The 17,832-nt window shown below is 60.8% G+C and carries 19 protein-coding genes and 1 pseudogene; 8 read left to right on the top strand and 12 right to left on the bottom strand.

Features of this window, described 5'->3' with window-relative positions; all coding sequences use genetic code 11:
- Positions 1-2: 2 nt before the first annotated feature.
- The 5 genes from CPY51_RS13650 to CPY51_RS13630 are packed head-to-tail and all read left to right on the top strand — an operon-like array spanning position 3 to position 2,228.
- Positions 3-503, top strand: a complete 501-nt coding sequence (locus CPY51_RS13650) for an ureidoglycolate lyase (RefSeq protein ID WP_111160743.1) — start codon at positions 3-5, stop codon at positions 501-503.
- A complete protein-coding gene (gene uraH / locus CPY51_RS13645; RefSeq protein ID WP_111160742.1) occupies positions 500-856 on the top strand; it encodes a hydroxyisourate hydrolase in 357 nt (118 codons plus the stop codon). The genes CPY51_RS13650 and uraH overlap by 4 nt, the downstream gene beginning before the upstream one ends.
- A 4-nt stretch (positions 857-860) precedes the next feature.
- Positions 861-1,601, top strand: coding sequence for a metallophosphoesterase family protein (locus tag CPY51_RS13640; RefSeq protein WP_111160741.1), 741 nt, complete (start codon positions 861-863; stop codon positions 1,599-1,601).
- Positions 1,516-1,953, top strand: a complete 438-nt coding sequence (locus CPY51_RS33930; RefSeq protein ID WP_338049430.1) for a type II toxin-antitoxin system Phd/YefM family antitoxin — start codon at positions 1,516-1,518, stop codon at positions 1,951-1,953. Before CPY51_RS13640 ends, CPY51_RS33930 begins: the two co-directional genes overlap by 86 nt.
- Positions 1,953-2,228, top strand: coding sequence for a Txe/YoeB family addiction module toxin (locus CPY51_RS13630; RefSeq protein WP_195909518.1), 276 nt, complete (start codon positions 1,953-1,955; stop codon positions 2,226-2,228). The genes CPY51_RS33930 and CPY51_RS13630 overlap by 1 nt, the downstream gene beginning before the upstream one ends.
- 20 nt (positions 2,229-2,248) lie before the next feature.
- Here CPY51_RS13630 and CPY51_RS13625 read toward each other — a convergent pair whose 3' ends face one another.
- From CPY51_RS13625 to CPY51_RS13605, 5 genes and pseudogenes are all read right to left on the bottom strand, one after another.
- On the bottom strand, positions 2,249-2,653 hold the full coding sequence (locus CPY51_RS13625) for a type II toxin-antitoxin system HicB family antitoxin (RefSeq protein WP_111160739.1): 405 nt from the start codon (positions 2,651-2,653) through the stop codon (positions 2,249-2,251).
- Positions 2,654-2,655: 2 nt separating this feature from the next.
- Positions 2,656-2,843 (bottom strand): annotated as a pseudogene (locus tag CPY51_RS13620) (type II toxin-antitoxin system HicA family toxin).
- Positions 2,844-2,906: 63 nt separating this feature from the next.
- Positions 2,907-4,046, bottom strand: a complete 1,140-nt coding sequence (locus tag CPY51_RS13615; protein WP_111160738.1) for an alpha-hydroxy acid oxidase — start codon at positions 4,044-4,046, stop codon at positions 2,907-2,909.
- Positions 4,047-4,125: 79 nt separating this feature from the next.
- The gene (gene guaD / locus CPY51_RS13610) at positions 4,126-5,454 is read right to left on the bottom strand and encodes a guanine deaminase (RefSeq protein ID WP_111160737.1); all 1,329 of its coding nucleotides are present in this window, start codon (positions 5,452-5,454) and stop codon (positions 4,126-4,128) included.
- A complete protein-coding gene (locus CPY51_RS13605) occupies positions 5,451-6,692 on the bottom strand; it encodes a urate hydroxylase PuuD (RefSeq protein WP_111160736.1) in 1,242 nt (413 codons plus the stop codon). Before CPY51_RS13605 ends, guaD begins: the two co-directional genes overlap by 4 nt.
- Positions 6,693-6,927: 235 nt before the next feature.
- On the opposite strand from CPY51_RS13605, the gene CPY51_RS13600 reads away from it, so the two are divergent.
- The gene (locus CPY51_RS13600; protein ID WP_111160995.1) at positions 6,928-7,260 is read left to right on the top strand and encodes a hypothetical protein; all 333 of its coding nucleotides are present in this window, start codon (positions 6,928-6,930) and stop codon (positions 7,258-7,260) included.
- On the opposite strand, the gene CPY51_RS13595 is transcribed toward CPY51_RS13600, so the two are convergent.
- Positions 7,236-8,168, bottom strand: a complete 933-nt coding sequence (locus CPY51_RS13595; RefSeq protein ID WP_111160735.1) for a LysR substrate-binding domain-containing protein — start codon at positions 8,166-8,168, stop codon at positions 7,236-7,238. The two genes, CPY51_RS13600 and CPY51_RS13595, sit on opposite strands and share 25 nt — an antisense overlap.
- 102 nt (positions 8,169-8,270) lie before the next feature.
- On the opposite strand from CPY51_RS13595, the gene CPY51_RS13590 reads away from it, so the two are divergent.
- A complete protein-coding gene (locus tag CPY51_RS13590) occupies positions 8,271-8,474 on the top strand; it encodes a hypothetical protein (protein ID WP_111160734.1) in 204 nt (67 codons plus the stop codon).
- Here the strand turns inward: CPY51_RS13590 and xdhC are convergent.
- From xdhC to CPY51_RS13565, 4 genes are all read right to left on the bottom strand, one after another.
- The gene (gene xdhC / locus CPY51_RS13585) at positions 8,450-9,265 is read right to left on the bottom strand and encodes a xanthine dehydrogenase accessory protein XdhC (protein ID WP_111160733.1); all 816 of its coding nucleotides are present in this window, start codon (positions 9,263-9,265) and stop codon (positions 8,450-8,452) included. The genes CPY51_RS13590 and xdhC overlap by 25 nt on opposite strands.
- A 231-nt stretch (positions 9,266-9,496) precedes the next feature.
- The gene (gene xdhB / locus CPY51_RS13580) at positions 9,497-11,833 is read right to left on the bottom strand and encodes a xanthine dehydrogenase molybdopterin binding subunit (protein ID WP_111160732.1); all 2,337 of its coding nucleotides are present in this window, start codon (positions 11,831-11,833) and stop codon (positions 9,497-9,499) included.
- A gap of 181 nt (positions 11,834-12,014) precedes the next feature.
- Complete coding sequence (xdhA, locus tag CPY51_RS13570) at positions 12,015-13,481, bottom strand: xanthine dehydrogenase small subunit (RefSeq protein WP_111160731.1); 1,467 nt, start codon at positions 13,479-13,481, stop codon at positions 12,015-12,017.
- A gap of 66 nt (positions 13,482-13,547) precedes the next feature.
- Positions 13,548-14,321 (bottom strand): 3-hydroxybutyrate dehydrogenase, encoded by a 774-nt coding sequence (locus tag CPY51_RS13565; RefSeq protein ID WP_111160730.1) that lies wholly within the window; start codon positions 14,319-14,321, stop codon positions 13,548-13,550.
- 206 nt (positions 14,322-14,527) lie between these two features.
- Between CPY51_RS13565 and glpK the strand changes: the two genes are divergently transcribed.
- Positions 14,528-16,021, top strand: a complete 1,494-nt coding sequence (gene glpK, locus CPY51_RS13560; protein ID WP_111160729.1) for a glycerol kinase GlpK — start codon at positions 14,528-14,530, stop codon at positions 16,019-16,021.
- A 60-nt stretch (positions 16,022-16,081) separates the two neighbouring features.
- On the opposite strand, the gene CPY51_RS13555 is transcribed toward glpK, so the two are convergent.
- A complete protein-coding gene (locus tag CPY51_RS13555; protein WP_111160728.1) occupies positions 16,082-17,290 on the bottom strand; it encodes a TIGR03862 family flavoprotein in 1,209 nt (402 codons plus the stop codon).
- A gap of 72 nt (positions 17,291-17,362) precedes the next feature.
- Positions 17,363-17,821, bottom strand: a complete 459-nt coding sequence (locus CPY51_RS13550) for a carboxymuconolactone decarboxylase family protein (RefSeq protein ID WP_111160994.1) — start codon at positions 17,819-17,821, stop codon at positions 17,363-17,365.
- Positions 17,822-17,832: the final 11 nt, after the last annotated feature.

Raw genomic sequence — 17,832 nt, 5'->3', positions numbered from 1 at the left:
CGATGTCGTTCAATCTCGAAATCCATCACCTTTCAAAATCCGCCTTCGCGCCTTTTGGCGACGTGATCGAAGCCGATCCGGCGTCGATGCGGCTCATCAATGGTGGAACGACGGAGCGGTTTCATGCCTTGGCGACGGCAGACGCGACCGGCGACGGAGCGCGCGTCATCATCAACCTCTTTCGCGGGCAGCCTCGTTCTTTTCCTTATGAAATCAGCATGATGGAACGGCACCCATTCGGCAGCCAGAGTTTCTCGCCGCTGTCGGGGCGGCCGTATCTTGTGGTCGTATCGGCTGATGAAGGTGGCAAGCCGGGCCGCCCGCAAGTTTTTCTGGCGCGGGGCGACCAGGGCGTGAACTATCGGCGGAACGTCTGGCACCATCCGTTGATGTCGCTCGACGCACTGAGCGACTTTCTGGTTGTCGATCGCGACGGGCCCGGCAACAATCTCGAAGAGTTCTTCTTCGACGAAGCCTACATCATCGGAGCGCCTACCCCATGACAGGACTGACCACCCATGTTCTCGACACCGCGCTCGGCAGGCCGGCGGAGGGTTTGACGATCGATCTTTATCGGATCGAGGGTGAGGGCAGGACCCATTTGAAGACGCTGACGACCAATGCCGACGGTCGTATCGATGGCGGGCCTATTCTCGCCGGCGAGACTTTCAAGGTGGGAACCTATGAGCTGCTGTTCCATGCAGGGGATTATCTGCGAGGCACGGGTGCCGCTCTCACTGAGCCTGCTTTCCTCGATCTCGTGCCGATCCGCTTCGGCATATCCGACGTCACGGCGCATTATCACGTGCCGCTGCTGATTTCGCCCTATGGCTACTCAACCTATCGCGGGAGCTGATCCGATGCGGGTTGCAGCAATCGCCGATATTCATGGCAATCATCTGGCGCTGGAGGCTGTCCTTGCCGATATCCGCGCCCAGGGGATTAGCGAGATCGTCAATCTCGGCGATTGCTTCAGCGGGCCACTCGAGGCTGGGAAGACGGCGGATATCCTGATGTCGCTCGATGCAGTCACCGTTCGCGGCAATCATGACCGGTACCTGATCGAGACGGATCCGGCGAAGCTGCACGTTTCCGATCGTTTCGCATATGATCAGCTCGACAGGCGTCATCTCGATTGGATTCGCGGCCTGCCATTTAGCGCTGTCTACATGGATGAAATCTACCTCTGCCACGCGACACCGACCGATGACAACACATACTGGCAGGAAACCGTCTCGCCGGACGGTCTTGTCCATCTTCGTCGCATCGAAGAGATCGAGGCGTTTGCCGATGGTATCGGACAGCCGGTTATTCTGTGTGGCCACACCCATCTGCAGCGAATGACCAGGCTTCGCGACGGGCGCCTGATCATCAATCCCGGTAGTGTTGGAGCACCGGGATATGATGACGATCTGCCATATTATCACAAGGTCGAGGCCGGGCATCCGTTTGCCTCCTATGCGATCCTGGAAAGGTCTCACGGCGGCTGGCTGCCGGAGTTTCGACAGGTAAATTATGATTTCCAGGCGATGGCAGACCTTGCCGCCCGCAACGGCCGCCTCGAATGGGCAAGCGCTCTGGCGACTGGCTGGCTGCGGTAGCGGTGACATTGACATTCGAGGGTACTTGTACCATTTATTGTACAAGTGTCTTTCGGAGGTGTGTACAATGCGAACTGTAATGTTCTCAAAAGCTCGCAATGAGTTGGCCAGTCTCCTGGACGAGGTTTCGCAGGATCGCGTGGCCGTGGAAATCGTGCGCCGGGACAAGCCATCCGCGATCCTCATCGACAAGGATGAATATGAAGGCATGATGGAGACCCTCCATCTGCTATCGACACCCGCCAATGCTGCGCGGCTCATGGAGTCGATCGAAAGTGTGAATGCCGGGAATATTGAATTTCACGATTTGATCGAGCCAGATGAATATGCCGCCTCTCGGAAAGAGCACTGATGCCTCCAGCCCAGATTGTACTCGGCTGGGAGCCGGATGGCTGGAAGCAATATATCTATTGGCAGCAGAATGACCCGAAGATGGTGTCTCGGATCAATGAGTTGATCAGGGATGCGCTTCGCCACCCTTTCGAGGGGATCGGGAAGCCTGAACCCCTAAGAAATCAACTGAAAGGCCAGTGGTCCCGCCGCATTACTCAGGAACATCGACTGGTCTATCGCGTGGACAGCGAACGCCAGATGCTGATTGTCCTGCAATGCCGATTTCACTACTGAAAATACAATATTTTTCCCAATTAGGCGGCATTTTCCCGCTCGATTTCGTGGCGGGCGGCGCGGGCGAGGAACCCGGAGCGAGATAGACCGTTTTCGGCAGCGTAAGCGTCGATGCGGGAAAGAACGTCGTCGGGAAGCGTGACGTTGATGCGCACGACCTTGGGCGCCGGGCTCTTCCAAGCGACTAGGATCGCCACTCCGTCCCGATTTGCGGGGTCCGCCATGACGCTTTCCAGCGTGGATGCCTCCGGGAGTGCATCCCCGTCTTCGACCAAGCCTTCGAGGTGAAATGCGAGTGCTTCTTCCGCCATCTCGCGGGCTTCGTCCAAAGTCAAACCTGCGGTCACGACACCTGGGAAATCAGGAAAAGATACGCCATAATCGGTATCGGCGTCCTTGTGGATCAGGGCGATATAGTTGCGCATACTCACCTCAACTTTAAGCCAGATTGCTTTTCTATACTGCGAAGAGTGCCAAGTGGGATGTCGCGTTTTGGATGTGGGACGGTGACGCGTCCGGGCTGCCGGGATGCTTGAATTGAACATGGCTTCCCTTTTGCCCGACCTCAATCCAGCCGTCCCGCTTCAGGGCGGAAATGACATCGGTACTATTCACGTCAGATGATAATACACATTAGTGTGTGTTATCAAGCGACGATTGATGAAGAGCACCAACATCCTAGGCATCCGCAATAATACTGCGATCCACCGCGTTGATGTCGCGTTTTCCGCAGAGCGCCATGGTGATGTCTAGCTCCTTGCGGATGATGCTGAGCGCCAGGCTGACGCCTTCCTTGCCCATGGCGCCGAGGCCGTAGAGGAAGGGGCGGCCGATGAAGGTGCCCTTGGCGCCGAGTGCCATGGCCTTCAGCACGTCCTGGCCCGAGCGGATGCCACCGTCGATATGGACTTCTATTCTGTCGCCGACCGCATCGACGATCCTCGGGAGCATCGAGATCGATGAAGGGGCGCCGTCGAGCTGGCGGCCGCCATGGTTGGACACGATGATGGCGTCGGCGCCGGTCTCGGCTGCGGCTTTGGCGTCCTCGACGTCGAGGATGCCCTTGATGATCAGCTTGCCGCCCCAGCGTTCCTTGATCCAGGCGACGTCATCCCAGGACAGTCGCGGGTCGAACTGCTCCGCTGTCCATATGGAGAGCGACGACAGATCGGAGACGTTCTTGGCGTGGCCGACGATGTTGCCGAAGGAACGGCGCTTGGTCTGCGCCATTCCCAAGCACCACGAGGGACGGGTCGCCATCTGCCAGATGTGCTTCGGGGTGAATTTCGGTGGCGCGGAAAGGCCGTTGCGCAGGTCCTTATGTCGCTGGCCGAGGATCTGCAGGTCGGCAGTCAGCACCAACGCCGAGCAATTGGCGGCCTTTGCGCGGTTGATCAGGTTCATGACGAAGTCCTTGTCCTTCATCACGTAGAGCTGAAACCAGAAGGGTTTCGTCGTTACCGAAGCGACATCCTCTATCGAGCAGATGCTCATCGTCGACAGCGTGAAGGGCACGCCGAATTCCTCGGCCGCGCGCGCCGCCAGCATCTCGCCGTCGGCATGCTGCATGCCGGTCAGCCCGGTCGGCGCAAGCGCCACGGGCATCGAAACCTTCTGGCCGATCATCGTCGTTTCCAGGCTGCGGTTGGTCATGTCGACCAGAACGCGCTGACGCAGCTTGATCTTCTTGAAGTCCGCTTCATTGGCATCGTAGGTGGACTCAGTCCAGGCGCCCGAATCGGCATAGTCGAAGAACATCTTCGGCACGCGGCGCTTTGCGAGTGTCTTCAGGTCGGCGATGGTGAGCGGCGTGGCCATTATCTATTGCCTTCACATGTGAATGATCTACTCGCCCATAGCATGATTTTGATGCGAGTGTGGGGAGATTTCCAGAATTTCAAGCAGTTATTGCTGGGGTTCGCAGGGTGCTCTTGGCGGCTTTGCCCGCCACGTAGGTCTCGGCGATCGCGCGGTCATCTCCCATCGTCTGCATCAGGAAGAGTTCTTCGGCGAGGCTTTTGACCACTTCCAGCTTCAATGCCATGGCGGGTGTCGCGCCGGCGTGGAGGACGACGAGATCGGCGTCGGTGCCGGGGTCCAATGTGCCGATGCGGTCTGCGAGCGAGAGGGCTTCGGCGTTACCCAGCGTCATGAGGTAGTAGCTTTCCAGCGGGTTGAGACGTTCGCCGAGCAATTGCTGGATCTTGTAAGCCTCATCCATGGTTCGGAGCATCGAGTAGCTCGAGCCGCCGCCGATGTCGGTGGCGACGCCGATGCGGACTGGCTTTTCGCGGCGGGCAAGGGCCTTCAGCGGAAAGAGGCCGGAGCCGAGGAAAAGGTTCGAGGTCGGGCAGTGAACGGCGACCGCGCCTGCATCGCTCATGGCGTCCGCCTCACGGTCGGACAGGTGGATGCAATGGCCGAAAAGGCTCTTTTTCCCGAGCAGGCCGTAACGGGCATAGATGTCGGTGTAGTCGATCGCGGTGGGGTAGAGTTCGGAGGTGAACTTGATCTCGTCGTGATTTTCCGAGAGGTGCGTCTGGATGTGCAGGTCGGGGAATTCGCGTGCGAGTGCCGCGGTCGCCTCCATCTGCTCGGGTGTGGAGGTAATGGCAAAGCGCGGGGTGATGGCGACATGGTTGCGGCCCTTGCCGTGCCAGTCTGATATCACCTGGCGGGTTTCGTCGTAGCCCATCTGCGGGGTGTCTAGCAGGCCCTGCGGCGCGTTGCGGTCCATCATCACCTTGCCGCCGACCATGCACATGCCGCGTCGCATCGCTTCCGCGAAAAAGGCGTCGGCGGAGGTCTTGTGGACGGAACAGTAGGCAACTGCGGTCGTCGTTCCGTGGCGGATCAGCTCATCGTAGAAATGGACGGCGATTCGTTCGGCGTGGGCGGTTTCGACGAAACGGCATTCCTCGGGAAAGGTGTAAGTGTTCAGCCATTCCAACAGGTTGGCCGCGTAGGAGGCGATCACCTGCATCTGCGGAAAATGCAGATGCATGTCGATGAAGCCGGGCATGATCAGATGCGGGCGATGATCGATCTCGATGGCGTCTTCCGGTGCAGCGGCCTTGATGTCGGAATAAGAGCCGCGTGCGACGATGAGGCCATCCTCGATCAGCAGGCCACCGTCGTCTTCATAGAAATAACTGTCCGCATCGGCGAAGCTTTGCGGCGCGCGCCTGAAGGAGAGCAGCCTGCCGCGAAGGAGTGTCATGGTCATTGCGTCTTGCCTTGGTTGACGGAGCTTTCGAACCAGGCGACCAGCAATTTGCGCTCCTCCAGCGTTACCTCGGTGACGTTGCCGGGAGGCATGGCGTGGCTGCGGCCAGCCTGGATATAGATTTCCCGCGCATGCATAGCGATTTCGGCGTCGTTTTCAAACATCACTTCCTTCGGCGGCCGGACGATGCCCTCGTAGACCGGTTCTGCCGCGTGGCACATCGAACAGCGCGTCGAGATCATCTGCTTCACGGCCGGGAAATGCGCATCCTGGGCAAACTGCAGGAAGGCCGGTGCCACAGCCTCGGCATCCTTCTCCCCGGTCAGGATCTTGGGAACGGTCGATAGCCACATGATGAGGATGAAGAGGATGACGGTGGCGATCCAGGTCCAGGTCGGGCGGCCCTTTCGCGCGTGAGTCGTGTTGAACCAGTGGCGGATGGTGACGCCCATCAGGAACACCAGGGCCGCGATCACCCAGTTGTAGGCAGTGCCGAAGGCCAACGGGTAGTGGTTCGACAGCATGAAAAAGATGACGGGCAGCGTCAGGTAGTTGTTGTGCAGCGAGCGCTGCTTGGCGATCGCGCCGTACTTCGCGTCGGGCGTCCGTCCGGCAATGAGATCGGCGACGACGATGCGCTGGTTCGGCATGATGATGAAGAAGACGTTGGCTGACATGATCGTGGCGGTGAATGCGCCGAGATGCAGGAAGGCGGCGCGGCCGGTGAAAAGATGCGTGTAGCCCCAGGCCATGAAGACGAGCACGACATAGAGCGCCGCCATCAGACCCCAGGTGTTCTTGCCGAGCGGCGACTTGCAGAGCAGGTCGTAGACGATCCAGCCAACTGCGAGAGATGCCAGCGAAATCAGGATGGCGACCGGGACGCTGACGTCAAGCACGTGTCGATCGATGAGAAAGAGGTTGGCGCCGCCATAATAGACGATGCACAGCATCAGGAAGCCGGAGAGCCAGGTGAAATAGCTCTCATATTTGAACCAGGTCAGATGCTCCGGCATCGTTGCCGGCGCCACCAGATATTTCTGGATGTGATAGAAACCGCCGCCATGGACCTGCCATTCCTCGCCATAGGCTCCAGGCGGAAGATGCGGGCGCTTTACCAGGCCGAGGTCGAGCGCGATGAAATAAAAGGAAGATCCAATCCAGGCAATTGCAGTGATGACGTGGAACCAGCGGGCAGCGAAAGCCAGCCATTCCCACGCTATGGCGTATTCATACATTCAGTTCCCCTTTTTTCTACGCTTTCAGACATTGCAAAATGTTGGCCTCGTAGGGAAGGGGGAGTTTCACCGGGTTTGCGTTTCCTCAGGGATCGTTGCGAATGCGCCGCCGAAGGTGGAACTGCTACGCCCTTTGGTCCCATGGATGATTTCCGGCGACTGGGTTACACTCGCCGTGGCCAATGGGATCGAGCGAATACCCCGCGGCGCGGACATAACCAGCGGAGAGTTGCCGATGCGCAGTCTTCTGACGTTTGTCATGATCACATTTGCATTCGGCGCAATGGCGCATGATGCGCCAACCGGTTGGCGATACGATCCTTATTGTTGCAACGGCGATGGCATGAGCGGCGACTGTCAGATGATCCCGTCGCGAACGGTCAAGGTGGTCGAAGGCGGTTTTCTGATCACGCTCGAGCCCGGCGATCATCGCCTGATCACTCGCAACCATATCTTCATGATGCCGCAGCGAAAGACCATGCGCTCGCCTGATGGAGCATTTCATCTCTGCCTGTTTCCGAACGAAGATACGCCGCGTTGCTTCTACGCACCGGATATGGATTTCTGAGTGGATTTCCGTGAGGCATTCTCGGCACGCATCTCCTCGACGATCCAGGCCCGAAAGGCCTTGATCTTCGCAACATTGCGGCGGCCTTCTGGATAAGCGAGCCAGTAGCCCCGCCCGTCGTCGCACATCAGTTCGAAAGGCTGATAGAGCCGGCCATAGGCGATTTCCTCAGCGAAGAAAGCCGGTGTCAAAATTGCCACCCCTTGACCTGCCATTGCGGCCGTCGCTTCGATCGACTGCGAACCGAGCCTGCTGCGCGTTCTGGTCGCCAGGTCGTGCTTTCGAACGCCGGCCGCTTCGAACCATTGCTCCCACCAGGGATCGCCCGGATCGATGATCCGCAGTTTTAGAAGGTCTTCGGGTCGGTGCACGCCGCCGATGCTTTCGGCAAGCCTGGGGCTCAGCATCGGCGTGAAGGTCGTTTTCAATAACAGCTCGGCTCGGATGCCGGGCCATTCGCCCTGGCCGGATCGGATGCCGACGTCGATGGCTTCGCGGGCGAGATCAAACATGGTGTCTGACGTATCAAGCCTGACTGCCATGCTCGGATGGGCCAGTTGAAACGAGCCGAGCCGGCGCGCAAGCCAATTTGCCGCGAAAGTAGGAACGGAGCTGATCGTCAGCATCGTCTGCGTATCGCCCCGGGCTTCGGCCATGGCTTCGTTCAGCATGCCGAAGGCTTCGGCCACTTTTGGAGCCAGTTGTTCACCGACGTCGGTCAGAGTGATCTGGCGCGGTCGGCGCAGAAACAGCGGTTCGCCGATATTTTCCTCCAGCAGCTTGATCTGGTAGCTCACCGCCGTCTGGGTCATGCCCAACTCCGCGCCGGTTCTCGTAAAACTCCCATGCCTTGCGACCGCCTCGAAGACGCGAAGGGCATTCAGCGGAACCTGCTTCGACAGCTTCATGGATAAGCTCTCTTTATGCATGCAGACGATCGTTCGATTGGAATTTCAGCATTTTTCGCCGCAAACTGCAATCCATAAGATCAAACCGTCAAAGGTGATGTCATGGATATTTGTGCTATCGAACAAGCCGCCGCAGTTACTCCGCCGGCGCGTTTGCCGGTGCTGAAGGCAATCTTCGCATTTTTGACAAGGCGTCGCTTGTCTGTTGGAAAACTGGATCTCGATGCCATGCCGGATCGGGTGAAGCGCGATCTCGGGTTTCTCGACGGGCGGGGGCCGCGCTACGAAGACGAGCGGATGCGGTAGGTCGTGAGCGCCGTCAGGATATCGGCGACGGTCATGGCGGCGATGACTTCGGGGCGCTTATCCTTAACGGTGGCGCCGCCGATCGGCAGCGTCAGGCGATCCATCCACGTCTTCTCGCCGCCTTCCCGGGCGAGCCAATGCGAAAATGTTGCTCGTTTCGTCGCCGAGCCGATCATGCCGACATAGGCAAGATCGGCTCGCGCCAGCGCCTCCTTGGCAATCAGGAAATCGAGCGCGTGGTCGTGGGTGAGGATCAGGACGGCGGCACCCGGCGGAATATCGGAGATCAGCGCCTCGGGCATGGCCACCAAGCGGGTCTGCGTATCAGCGGGCAGTTCTTCCAATTCCTCCTGCCGTGTCTCGACAACCGTCGTAACCAGCGGCAGCGGCTTCAGCGCCGCGGCCAGGGCGCGGCCGACATGGCCGGCGCCGAAGAGATAGACCTCTGGCCAGTCGCGCGTCTCGTCCTGCATTCGCCGCTTGAGTTCGGCGATAGCCTCCGGCGTCGCCCCCCGGCAACGCAACTGCGTGCGCCCTCCGCAGCACTGGCCGATCTCTGGGCCGAGCGGGATATCCATGAACTCGACGCCGCCCTTGCCGGCCAGCATCTCGCGGGCATTGCCGATCGCCATGAACTCGAACTGCCCACCGCCGATGGTGCCCCAGATTTCTTTTTCGGACACCAGCATGAAGGTGCCGGTTTCACGCGGGGTCGAGCCCTGGGTGCCGATGATCTCGATCAGGATCGCGGCGGGGTTCCGGGTGAGGAAGATTTCGAGGGAGGGGGTCATGGTTGCCCCTGGCTCTTTTCCTTCTCCCCAACGGGGAGAAGGTGGCCCGAAGGGTCGGATGAGGGGGTGCTTGCGGCGTATTCAGGCTTTCGCTTTCGCTCAAGACGCTCGTCGCTTCCGCTCCTCGCCCCCCTCATCCGGCCTGTCGGCCACCTTCTCCCCGCCGGGGAGAAGGGGACAGCGGCATTGGCGGCTATCGGGGGGTTGGTGCGGCAATCTCGCAAGCTATCCTCACATCTCCTTTAACCGCTCGACCGCCATCAACACCCGTTCCGGGGTCGCCGGGGCGTCGAGGCGGGGGCATATCTTGTAATCGGCGACGCTGGCGACGGCCATGGAGAGGGCTTCGAGCACCGATATGGCCAGCATGAACGGCGGCTCGCCGACAGCCTTGGAGCGGCCGATGGTTGCCGCCGGGTTTTCGGACCATTCTGCGAGGCGGACGTTGAAGACTTTCGGGCGATCGGAGGCGAGCGGGATCTTGTATGTGGATGGCGCGTGGGTGCGAAGGCGGCCCTTGGCGTCCCACCAGAGTTCTTCGGTTGTCAGCCAGCCCATGCCCTGCACGAAGGCACCTTCGACCTGGCCGATATCGATGGCCGGATTGAGCGACCGGCCGACGTCGTGGAGGATGTCGGTGCGGTCGATGAGATATTCACCGGTCAATGTGTCGATCGACACTTCCGTGCATGAGGCTCCGTAGGCGAAATAGAAGAACGGCATGCCACGGCCGGCCTTGCGATCCCAGTGGATGTCGGGCGTCTTGTAGAAGCCGGCGGCGGAGAGCTGGACGCGGGCGAAATAGGCCTGGTTGATGAAGTCCGGGAACGGGATCTCCTTGTCGCCGATGCGCACGCGGTTCGGCAGGAACATGATGTCGGAGGGCTCAACATTCCATTTCTGCGCAGCGAAGGCGACCAGCCGTTCCTTGATCTGCCGGGCCGCGTCGAAGGCTGCCATGCCGTTCAGATCGGAACCAGAGGAGGCGGCGGTGGCTGACGTATTCGGCACTTTGGCCGTCGTTGTCGCGGTGATCTTCACGCGGTCGATGTCGACCTGGAAGGCGTCCGCCAACACTTGCGCGACCTTCGTATAGAGGCCCTGGCCCATCTCGGTGCCGCCATGGTTCAGGTGGATCGAGCCATCCTGATAGACATGGACCAGCGCGCCTGCCTGGTTGAAGGCGGTCATGGTGAAGGAGATGCCGAATTTGACCGGGGTGAGCGCGATGCCCTTGCGGATGAAGCGGCTGCCGCGATTGAACTCGATGATCGCCTTGCGGCGGGCCTGGTAATCGGCCGAGGTTTCAAGCTCTTCGACGATGCGGTGGATGATGTTGTCCTCCACCTCCTGGTGGTAGGGGGTCAGCGTCCGGTTCGAGCCCGGCTGGCCGTAGAAATTCAGCTTGCGGATCTCCAGCGGGTCCTTGCCGAGCGCATAGGCGATCTCCTCGATCATGCGCTCGCCGCCAACCATGCCCTGCGGCCCGCCGAAGCCCCGGAATGCGGTGTTGGATACGGTGTGCGTCTTCAGCGGCTTGGAGACGAGGTGGACGTGCGGGTAGAAATAGCTTGAGTCGGCATGGAACAGCGCGCGGTCGGTGACGGGGCCGGACAGGTCGGAGGAGAAGCCGCAGCGCGCGGCGTAGGTGGCGTCGACGGCGTGGATGCGGCCGTCGTCATCGAAGCCGACTTCGTAGTCGACGAGGAAATCGTGGCGCTTGCCGGTGGCGATCATGTCCTCGTCGCGATCGGGGCGGAACTTGACCGCGCGGCCGAGCTTCTTGGCGGCGATGGCGGCCAGGGCCGCAAACTGGTTGCCCTGCGTCTCCTTGCCGCCGAAACCACCGCCCATGCGGCGCACGTTGACGGTCACGGCATTGGACGGGATGTTCAGCACATGTCCGACGATATGCTGGATCTCGCTCGGATGCTGGGTCGAAGACCAGACGATGACCTCGTCGTCCTCGCCGGGGACGGCCATAGCGATGTGGCTTTCGAGGTAGAAATGCTCCTGGCCGCCGATGCGCATCTGGGCTTTGACGCGGTGCTGTGCCTTTGCCATCTCGATTTCCGGCTCGCCGCGCTTCAGCGTCATCGGGTCGTAAACCACGGCCCCGCCGTTTGCGAGCGCGCCGTCGATGTCGCTCCAGTGAGGAAGGTCGCGGTATTCGACCTTGGCAAGGCGTGCGGCTCGGCGGGCAATGTCGCGGCTGGTGGCGATGACGGCGAACATCGGCTGGCCGTGGAATTCCACCAGCGTCTCCGTCAGCAGGGGCTCGTCATGCTTGCCGTTGGAGCTCACATCGTTGACGCCGGGGACGTCCTTGCCGGTGAAGACCCAGACGACGCCGGGGTAGGAGCTGACAGCGGAGAGATCCATGCCGAGGATCTCGGCATGGGCTCGGTCGGAGAGGCCTAGCGCTCCGTGCAACAGGTTCGCCGGTTCGGGGATGTCATCGATATAATCGGCAGCGCCGGTCACGTGCTTGTGCGCGGAGTCGTGCTTCAGCGATGCGTGCATCGAGCCGTTGATGACTTTGCGGTCTTCGAAGGTGGATTTGTCCATCAGTTCGGACCTCCGATGCTTCTTGCGGAGGAGAGATTACCCCCCTCTGTCGGCCGGGCCGACATCTCCCCCACAAGGGGGGAGATCAATGTGCCGCGACCCTCGGTTCCAGCGATCTCCCCCCTTGTGGGGGAGATGCCCGACGGGGCAGAGGGGGGTATTGCCGCTAATTCAGAGTTCATCATGCCATCACCTCGAAGCGCCGCAACTCCTGCGGTGCACCCGACGTTTCCAGATAAAACCGGATCAGCAAATTCTTGGCGGTGAGCTGGCGGTATTCCGCCGTGGCGCGCCAGTCGGTGAGCGGCTGGTAGTCGGCGTCGAAGGCGTCGCGAGCCGCAAGTGCCGTCTGTTCCGTCCATGGCTTGCCGATCAGTTCGGCCTCGACCGTGCGGGCGCGTTTCGGGGTTCCGGCCATACCGCCGAAGGCGATGCGGATGTCGGCGACGTTGCCGGCGTCATCGAGCTGCAGGTAGAAGGCGCCGCAGACTGCCGAGATGTCCTCGTCGCGGCGCTTGGTGATCTTGTAGACCGCGAAATGAACGTCGTCGGCCGGGTACGGCACGAAGACGCTTTCGACGAATTCGCCCGGCCTGCGGTCCTGTTTGCCGTATTCGATGAAATAGTCCTCGAGAAGCACCGTTCGCGGGCCGCTTGCAGAGCGCAGCCTGACACTGGCGCCGAGCGCGATCAAAGGCGGCGGCGTATCGCCGATCGGCGAGCCGTTCGCGACGTTGCCGCCAATGGTGCCCATGTTGCGGACCTGCTCGCCGCCGATGCGGTCGATGAGGTTGCCGAGGGATGGAATTCTGGCGGCCATCGCAGCGAAGGCACGGCTATAGGTGACGCCGGCGCCAATGATGAAGCCCTTGTCTCCTGATATCATCGCCTGCAGTTCGGTCAGATGGCTGATGAAAACAACAGGATTGAGCGCCCGCATCTGCTTGGTGACCCAGAGGCCGACATCAGTGGAACCGGCAACGATGGTGGCGTCGGGTTCGTCAGCAAGAATTCGGCCAAGGGCCGCCATGGAGCCCGGCAGGATCGTCCGCTCATCGCCGCAAGAGACGACGATCGTCTCACGTTTCTGCAAGGCCCAGAGGCGGGAGCTGATATCGGAGCGGGTCTTTTCCAAAGGGTCGAACAGTGCGCTTGGCCGCATCCGGCTGACCTGCTCGGCTGCCTTGACGATCGGCTCGTAGCCGGTGCACCGACAGAGATTGCCCTGCAACGCCTTTTCTATCTCGGCCCGGCTCGGCTTCGGGTTCGAGAGCCAGAGACCGTAGAGCGACATGACGAAGCCCGGCGTGCAGAAGCCGCATTGCGAGCCATGACAGTCGACCATTGCCTGCTGGACGGGATGCAGCGTACCGTCCTTGGCGGCCAGATGCTCGACGGTGACGACGTGGGTTCCGTGCAGCGAGCCGACGAAGCGAATGCAGGCATTGACCGATTCGTAATGCAGTCCGCCGTCGATGAGGCGGCCGACCAGCACCGTGCAGGCGCCGCAGTCTCCTTCCGCGCATCCTTCCTTGGTGCCCGTCAGATGCCGGTTGATCCGCAACAGATCAAGCAGCGTGTCCGTGGGCCGCAGGCTGGAAAGCGAGATATCCTCGCCGTTGAGGATGAAGCGGATGGTGTCGTTCATGTCGTTCCCGTATTCTTGGCCCGTTATTCTTATTTTAGGTTCTTATCCTGGTCCAACCGTCAATCGTTATGCCGCAGTCCAGCCTCCGTCAATCGAGACGTGAGTTCCGGTCACCTGTCTCGCATCGTCGCTGGCGAGATAGAGCGAAAGTGCGGCTATTTCCTCGGCCTTGACGAATTCGCGCGTTGGCTGGGCTTTCAGCAGCACTTCCGACTTCACCTGCTCCTCGGTCATGCCGCGCGCCTTGGCGGTATCAGGTATCTGGCGCGCGACCAGCGGTGTCAGCACGTAGCCGGGGCAGATCGCGTTGACGGTGATGCCGAATTCGGCGACCTCGAGCGCTGCTGTCTTGGTCAATCCGAGGACGCCGTGTTTTGCCGCCACGTAGGCTGACTTGAAGGGCGAGGCGACCAGCGCATGTGCCGAGGCGATGTTGATGATCCGCCCGTGTTTCTTTTCTTTCATCAGCGGTATTGCCGCCCGCATGGTATGAAACGAGCTGGACAGATTGATGGCGATGATCTGGTCCCATTTATCAACAGGGAAATCCTCGATCTTCTCGACATGCTGGATGCCGGCATTGTTGACGAGGACATCGACGCCGCCGAAAGTGCTGGCTGCGGTCGCGATCAGGTCGGCGATTTCATCAGGTTTCGTCATGTCGGCGGGATGGTGGATGACCTTACCGCCTGCGGCTTCAAGGCCGGATTTGATGGTTCCGATCTCGTCGGCGCTTCCGAAGCCGTTGATGACGACGTTTTCGCCCTTGGCGGCAAAGGCCGTCGCGATTGCAAGACCGATACCGCTGGTGGAACCGGTGACGACGACTGTCCTGGTCATGGGCAACTCCATTCTCGGCGCCCGCTTCTGCTGCAGCGCAAACCAACTGGAAGGTTAGTCCCAAATCGCGGCCTAGAGCAATTCAGTTTTGTATAAGTCATCTCTGGGATGTCATGGCTTTGCATAAATTTTCGTTTTGGTTTCTTTTCACATTCGTTTGTCTGCCCTATTGATTTGGCAACGCATAAGTATCCGGGGAGGATGGGATGAGCGGTTATGTCTTGGCGATCGACCAGGGAACGACATCGACGCGGGCGATCGTCTTCGACGGCAAGATGAAAGTCGCTGGTGTCGGGCAGAAGGAATTTCCGCAGATCTACCCACAGTCCGGCTGGGTCGAGCATGATCCGGAGGATATCTGGGAAAGCGTGCTGTGGACGGTGCGCAAGGCGATCAAGGCTGCTGGTATCGAGGCGAAGGACATCGCCTCGATCGGCATTACCAACCAGCGCGAGACTGTTGTCGTCTGGGAGCGCGAGAGCGGCAAGCCGATCCAGAACGCCATCGTCTGGCAGGACCGGCGGACGGCGAATTATTGCGAGAAGCTGAAGCGGCAGGATCTCGAAAAGCTCTTCACGCGCCGCACGGGCCTGCTGCTCGATCCGTATTTCTCCGGCACCAAGCTTTCGTGGATGCTGGCAAACGTCAAGGGCGCTCGTGCCCGGGCTGCCAAGGGAGAGCTCTGCTTCGGGACGATCGACACCTTCCTCATCTGGCGGCTGACAGGGGGCAAATACTTCGCTACCGATGCGACGAATGCATCGCGGACGCTGATGTACAATATCGCCCGCAACGAGTGGGATGCGGACCTTCTGGAAATCCTGCGCGTGCCCGCGGCGATGCTTCCCGAGGTGAAGGATTGCGCTGCCGATTTCGGTGTCACCGACCCCGCCATTTTCGGCGCCGCTATTCCAATATCGGGTGTTGCCGGCGACCAGCATGCGGCGGTTATCGGCCAGGCCTGTTTTGAGCCGGGCATGATGAAATCGACCTATGGCACGGGTTGCTTCGCGCTGCTCAACACTGGTGCCGATATCGTCCGCTCGAAGAACCGGCTGCTGACCACCATCGCCTATCGCCTCGACGGCGAAACGACCTATGCGTTGGAGGGCTCCATCTTCATCGCCGGGGCTGCGGTACAATGGTTGCGCGACGGCCTGAAGGTCATCAAGCGCGCCTCGGACTCAGGTGATCTTGCGGGGCACGCCGACCCGACGCAGGAGGTCTACATGGTTCCGGCCTTCACCGGGCTCGGCGCACCGCACTGGGACGCCAACGCCCGCGGCGCGATGTTCGGCATGACCCGCAATACGGGGCCGGCGGAATTTGCCCGCGCGGCTCTGGAGGCCGTTTGCTACCAGACGCGGGACCTTTTGGACGCGATGCACAAGGATTGGAAGAACGGAGCCGACGATACGGTGCTGCGCGTCGATGGCGGCATGGTCGCTTCGGATTGGACGATGCAGTGCCTGGCGGACCTGCTCGACGCGCCGGTCGACCGGCCCGATATTCTCGAGACCACTGCGCTCGGTGCCGCATGGCTCGCCGGTAGTCGGGCAGGGGTCTGGCCGGATCGGGAGACCTTCGCCAAGACCTGGTCGCGGGACCGGCGGTTTGCACCTGAAATGGATGAGAAGGTGCGGTCGGCAAAGCTCAAGGGCTGGAGAAACGCGGTCAGGCGCACGCTGAGCGAGGCTTGAACAGAGAGTCTCTCCAGTAGCTTGGCCTCGTGTGCTCACAATGATTCGCAGGCGCTTCATTCAGCGCTTGAGCCAGGCGTCCATTCCATGTGCGGCGGCGTGGCCTGTGGCAAAGCAGGCGGTGAGGAGATAGCCGCCGGTCGGCGCTTCCCAGTCGAGCATTTCGCCGGCGACGAAGACGCCGGGAAGGGCTTTCAACATGTAGTGGTCATCGACGCCCTCAAACTCGACGCCGCCCGCCGACGAGATCGCCTCGGCGATAGGTCGTGGCCGGAGAACCGGAAGCGGCAGCGCCTTGATGATGTGAGCGAGATTATCCGGATCGGCGAGATCGGTGGGGCCTGCGATTTCGCGCAGCAGGCCGGCCTTGACGCCGTCGATATCGGCACCCTTGCGCAGGCGGTTGGACAGGCTCGCCTTGCCGCTCTGGCGAGCGAGGTCCTTCGATAATCTGTTCTCGGTTCGACCCGGTGTCAGGTCGAGGGTGAGTGCGGCGCTTCCGTGCTTCTCCAGGCGATCGCGCAGGGCGGCGGCGTGAGCATAGACCAGGCTACCCTCGATGCCGTTTCGCGAAATGACGAATTCGCCCGGAATAGTGCCGGCGTCGGAGGTGGCGGTCACCGATTTCAGCGGCGCGCCGGCGAAGCGTTCGCGAAAGACATCGCTCCAGGCAACGTCGAAGCCACAATTGGCCGGACGGAACTCGGCTGTGGCGACGCCTTTTTGCTCCAGCCATTGCATCCAGTTGCCGTCGGAGCCCAGTCTCGGCCAGCTGGCGCCGCCAAGGGCAAGCAAGGCGGCGTCGGATTGGACAGTCTTCGGTCCCTCCGGTGTTTCGAAGACATAGCCGCGATCGTCGAAGCCGGTCCAGCGGTGGCGGGTCAGAAACTTGACGCCTTGCGCATCCAGCCGTCGAAGCCAGGCGCGCAGAAGCGGTGACGCCTTCATTGCCCTTGGAAAGACGCGGCCCGAGGAACCGATGAAGGTTTCGGTGCCCAGTTCTTCGGCCCATGCGCGGATGTCGCCAGGTCTGAATGCATCCAGCGCTGGGCTTAGCCGCTCCGATGCGGCGCCAAAGCGCTCCGTGAAGCTGATATAGTCTTCCGAATGTGTGATGTTGAGGCCGGATTTTCCGGCGAGCAGGAATTTGCGGGCGACGGTCGGCATGCTGTCGTAGATCGTCACGGCGTGGCCGGCGCGCGATAATACGTCCGCCCCCATCAGCCCTGCGGGGCCGCCGCCGATAATTGCGATCTGTCTTTTGTCCACGTCCGCACCTATGCCAGAATCATCGCCGCAGTCTTGGACCGCGGCGATGCGCTATGCAAGGTAACTGCCGCGTCAGGGCTTCCAGGCGCCGGCAATCTGTCGGGTCGCGACGTTGAGCCGGTTCCAGACATTGATGTTGGCGATCGCCAGAAGCAGCAGAGCAAGATCGGGCTCGTCGAATTGACGGGCAGCTTCGTCCCAGACGTCGTCAGGCACAGGATTTGCCCGATCGTTGAGACGTGTCAGCGACTCCGTCAGTGCGAGCGCTGCTCTTTCGGCATCGCTGAAGTAGGGCGTCTCGCGCCAGGCGGCGACGGCAAACAGGCGCTCATCGGTCTCGCCCGCTTTCTTCGCGATCCGCGGGTGCGCGTCGACGCAGGCGCCGCAGCCGTTGATCTGGCTCGCGCGCAGATTGACAAGCTCAATCGTCTTGGTCGGCAGGCCGCCACTGGCGGTTACGGTTGCCAAAGACTGTAGCGCCTGCATGGCATCCGGGATCATGACCGCGGGGTGGTTCATTCTTGCTTTCATTTTGCATCTCC

Origin of the sequence: Arminella tubonensis (assembly GCF_003240585.1) — a bacterium.
GTDB lineage: Bacteria > Pseudomonadota > Alphaproteobacteria > Rhizobiales > Rhizobiaceae > Rhizobium > Rhizobium tubonense.
The sequence above is the reverse complement of the archived record's forward strand: the minus strand, read 5'-3'. Positions and strand labels throughout refer to the sequence as shown.

Excerpts from the sequence above, each read along its gene's own strand:
- CPY51_RS13625 (WP_111160739.1), bottom strand. The coding sequence starts at position 2,653 with ATGCGCAACTATATCGCCCTGATCCACAAGGACGCCGATACCGATTAT.
- CPY51_RS13650 (WP_111160743.1), top strand. The coding sequence starts at position 3 with ATGTCGTTCAATCTCGAAATCCATCACCTTTCAAAATCCGCCTTCGCG.
- glpK (WP_111160729.1), top strand. The coding sequence starts at position 14,528 with ATGAGCGGTTATGTCTTGGCGATCGACCAGGGAACGACATCGACGCGG.
- xdhA (WP_111160731.1), bottom strand. The coding sequence starts at position 13,481 with ATGAACGACACCATCCGCTTCATCCTCAACGGCGAGGATATCTCGCTT.
- xdhC (WP_111160733.1), bottom strand. The coding sequence starts at position 9,265 with ATGACCCCCTCCCTCGAAATCTTCCTCACCCGGAACCCCGCCGCGATC.
- CPY51_RS13595 (WP_111160735.1), bottom strand. The coding sequence starts at position 8,168 with ATGAAGCTGTCGAAGCAGGTTCCGCTGAATGCCCTTCGCGTCTTCGAG.
- uraH (WP_111160742.1), top strand. The coding sequence starts at position 500 with ATGACAGGACTGACCACCCATGTTCTCGACACCGCGCTCGGCAGGCCG.
- xdhB (WP_111160732.1), bottom strand. The coding sequence starts at position 11,833 with ATGGACAAATCCACCTTCGAAGACCGCAAAGTCATCAACGGCTCGATG.
- CPY51_RS13640 (WP_111160741.1), top strand. The coding sequence starts at position 861 with ATGCGGGTTGCAGCAATCGCCGATATTCATGGCAATCATCTGGCGCTG.
- CPY51_RS13590 (WP_111160734.1), top strand. The coding sequence starts at position 8,271 with ATGGATATTTGTGCTATCGAACAAGCCGCCGCAGTTACTCCGCCGGCG.
- CPY51_RS13600 (WP_111160995.1), top strand. The coding sequence starts at position 6,928 with ATGCGCAGTCTTCTGACGTTTGTCATGATCACATTTGCATTCGGCGCA.
- CPY51_RS13550 (WP_111160994.1), bottom strand. The coding sequence starts at position 17,821 with ATGAAAGCAAGAATGAACCACCCCGCGGTCATGATCCCGGATGCCATG.
- CPY51_RS13615 (WP_111160738.1), bottom strand. The coding sequence starts at position 4,046 with ATGGCCACGCCGCTCACCATCGCCGACCTGAAGACACTCGCAAAGCGC.
- CPY51_RS13630 (WP_195909518.1), top strand. The coding sequence starts at position 1,953 with ATGCCTCCAGCCCAGATTGTACTCGGCTGGGAGCCGGATGGCTGGAAG.
- CPY51_RS13605 (WP_111160736.1), bottom strand. The coding sequence starts at position 6,692 with ATGTATGAATACGCCATAGCGTGGGAATGGCTGGCTTTCGCTGCCCGC.
- CPY51_RS33930 (WP_338049430.1), top strand. The coding sequence starts at position 1,516 with ATGATTTCCAGGCGATGGCAGACCTTGCCGCCCGCAACGGCCGCCTCG.
- guaD (WP_111160737.1), bottom strand. The coding sequence starts at position 5,454 with ATGACCATGACACTCCTTCGCGGCAGGCTGCTCTCCTTCAGGCGCGCG.
- CPY51_RS13565 (WP_111160730.1), bottom strand. The coding sequence starts at position 14,321 with ATGACCAGGACAGTCGTCGTCACCGGTTCCACCAGCGGTATCGGTCTT.